Here is a 2,773-nt window from a genome sequence, read left to right on the forward strand (position 1 = left end):
GGTGAGAGGCGCTCGATGAGCGCTTCGTCTCCTGCAACCGCTACCCATCGATCCCGGTATCGCCAGCGCCAGCCGTGACGTTCGCGAAGGGTGTCGCGTAACGCGGTCGCGGGATCGTGTGTTTTCACGTCGACGGATGCATCATTCTCAATACGGGTCTCTGCCCGTTTATGCACATCGTAGCGGGCGAACCATCGTGCCGCTCTTAGTGAGGCGATCCAGAGCAGGACCGCCTCAAAGTACTTCACGAATATTATCGACAACAGCAGGGCACATAGCAGGCACAGTTCGACGACGATCCACGTGTCGTGAGACCATCCGTAGCGCGGGCCCTCAACCCATGCTGCGACGCCGAGTGCAAGGAAGACAATGCAGATCGCGATGCCAATAAAGAGCCCGACCGGTGGTGTTTTGTGTTCGTTCATATCTGTTGTCTGCACACGAGGGCGACCAGCTCCCCATCGTGATGGCTCAGTACCAGTTGGGGATCACCAGTCGACTCTGCATTCGCGGCTGCAAGCGCGGCCGCGAGCCATGCGCCGCTACTCGAGCAGGCGCCGACTGTCGTATCAAGTGCTATCCACTTCGTTTGTTCGGGCAACGAGGCCGATTTCTTAATTGCGCTTGCCTGCTCGCTGGAGGCGCCATGTACCCACGCCGTGCTCACCTGTTCGATCGTCGTCTGGCCCCAGCGTGTCGCGAGTCCAACCATGTCGGCGATCGTATCCAGGCCGCCTCTTGCAGGACGATGTAGACGTAGCGTGGGCGGCATTGCCGCTTGCGCAAGACGCGGATGTCCGAACAGCAGCGCCGCGCCCACTTCCGCAACGCCGTCACTCAACACTTGGCTGATGGCATTGCGAAGCTCGATCGCGACGACCAGATGCGCGACACCGAAGTCCCGATCGTCGAGCCATGCGTCGGTGCTGAACAGCGGGACCCCTCGTTCGTTCTCAACGGTCTTTACACTCAGCGCAGGCGCTTTCTTAACGAGCAGCTCCTGCAGTCGCGTTCGCACCAACGCAAATTCAAGCTTCGAACGCAGATGCAACTCGACGTGAAGTGAGGTCCGCGCTGGAAGGGCATTCAGCTGCTTGGTGAGATTGCCAATCAGTCGGTGGAGGAGCCATTCGCAGACAGCTCTGTGTCGTGCGTGTTCGTCCAGCGCGTTGCCGGGACGAAACGGCTCATCGGGAATTTCAATCCAGCGTGCAACAACATCGTTATCAGTCACAGCGCGGCTCGGCCGCGCTGTGACTTGCACCGAGCCGTCACGCACACTTTCCAGCAGATTTTCTGCGTCGTTCGAAGAGAAACACCACGCATTGCCCAAGATCGCAAGCGGCCTGCTCGCAACCGCGTGGCACGACTGTTCGGCTTGCTCACTGACGCGATTGGTCGCGATCGCTTCGTTACGCCGAGCATGGCCGTACCCGAGCCGCGAGAACAGCAAAAAGGCCCACACGAGCAGCGGATAGCCGGCCACGCAGATCCAGAACCAGGGCGTATTCGTGGGACGACCCGGTGGCCACAGCGTGATCGTCAGCGCGGCGCCTGCGCACATCACCATCAACAGCAGGGCAGCCCATACCGGCTTCGAAGGTTGTGGCGGAGGCGGAACGCTTACCCGCGGCGGGATGCGATTGAAGTCAACGGGCATCAGTTATCGAACCCGCGCGCCATCTGACGACCCGATAAGGTAGGCGCCACATCGTGTGTGGTCATCCTCGCGCGAAAGCGGAATGGTGCCGTCCTTCATCCGGCTGCTTCCTTCGATGATTTCGTTGTCGCCGTGGATCGGGCAGGACACCTTATCGCCAACGCGCGCAGCACGCCGTCCCTTGACCTTGATGCGGTCAGAACCCGTGAGGATCTTTCCGCCGTGGCTTGTGTTATCGCCTTCGTATGTCAGTTTTTTCATTCGATAGCCTTCAAAAATTAAAACACCATTGCAAATCTGTTTTTTTAACAATAAACGCAACTATTCTGACTCGATATGTCGATAACTCTCTTTGGTAATGTCACCGTATGCATTCTGGCGAATTGAGGCATCGTTGTTACATATCAGGTTAGAGATTTTCCTCTCACCTCGGTACACGACCACGCCAGCGGAGAAAGTAGGGCCGTCATCGGTTTTGATGGACTTATCGAATAAATAGTATGTATATCCAGATTTAAAAAATCGTATATGCGCCTCTCCACCGCCAGCATATGGAGTATTGGAGGAATAAAAAACCTGTCCCTTACGTGTGCCTCTATCTGAAATCTCCAGATTAATCTTGCTGCCAGCGCCATTTCGATACGAAAAAACGCCTGTGTCCGTTGATTGGCACAGTGACGAGACAGATTTTTTTGTCTCACAATTAAATATCACCGTTTCACCGTCCTTGCACATTCCTTCGGCGTTGACGTTCGAAGCGGCAATCAAATTAATTAATGAAATAACGATAAACTGGATTTTTATCATGTCCTTTCGCCGAATTCTCCAAGGTGATCGTGAAAAAATCCAAACTCCTCCGGTCTGCGCCACCGAAGTTTCAATCTTTTAGATTGAACCATTTCGAATTACTTCGCACAAAAATCAATGTCCTGGCAATCAATCCACTTATCGATAATTTTTCCGTTATACGCAGAGAATTTCACTTCCCAAAATCTTAAATCTGGATAAATCCTCACAAGCTTTACGTAATCACCTCTCATTACATAGGTCGTGCCATGCCTCAAGGCTGATGGCTCGTCATATAAGTAAGCCTTGTTCGTAACCACCAACCTC

At 54.2% G+C, this 2,773-nt stretch carries 4 protein-coding genes and 1 pseudogene; all 5 read right to left on the reverse strand.

The window, feature by feature from the left end:
* A pseudogene (locus WCA53_RS23655) lies at positions 1–425 on the reverse strand (ImcF-related family protein); the annotation flags it as partial.
* Positions 422–1,660: a hypothetical protein gene (locus tag WCA53_RS23660; protein ID WP_423916191.1), complete on the reverse strand. Its 1,239-nt coding sequence runs from the start codon at positions 1,658–1,660 to the stop codon at positions 422–424. The gene WCA53_RS23660 and the pseudogene WCA53_RS23655, both read right to left, overlap by 4 nt.
* A 3-nt stretch (positions 1,661–1,663) precedes the next feature.
* On the reverse strand, positions 1,664–1,981 hold the full coding sequence (locus WCA53_RS23665) for a PAAR domain-containing protein (protein ID WP_423916194.1): 318 nt from the start codon (positions 1,979–1,981) through the stop codon (positions 1,664–1,666).
* A complete protein-coding gene (locus WCA53_RS23670; protein WP_423916196.1) occupies positions 1,982–2,467 on the reverse strand; it encodes a hypothetical protein in 486 nt (161 codons plus the stop codon).
* A gap of 98 nt (positions 2,468–2,565) precedes the next feature.
* Positions 2,566–2,773: PepSY domain-containing protein (locus tag WCA53_RS23675; protein WP_423916198.1), on the reverse strand; the 208-nt coding region annotated here is incomplete at its 5' end.

Origin of the sequence: Caballeronia sp., assembly GCF_049581465.1 — a bacterium.
Classification (GTDB): Bacteria; Pseudomonadota; Gammaproteobacteria; order Burkholderiales; family Burkholderiaceae; genus Caballeronia.

Coding starts and splice junctions, on each gene's coding strand:
- WCA53_RS23660 (WP_423916191.1), bottom strand. CDS start 1,660: ATGCCCGTTGACTTCAATCGCATCCCGCCGCGGGTAAGCGTTCCGCCT.
- WCA53_RS23670 (WP_423916196.1), bottom strand. CDS start 2,467: ATGATAAAAATCCAGTTTATCGTTATTTCATTAATTAATTTGATTGCC.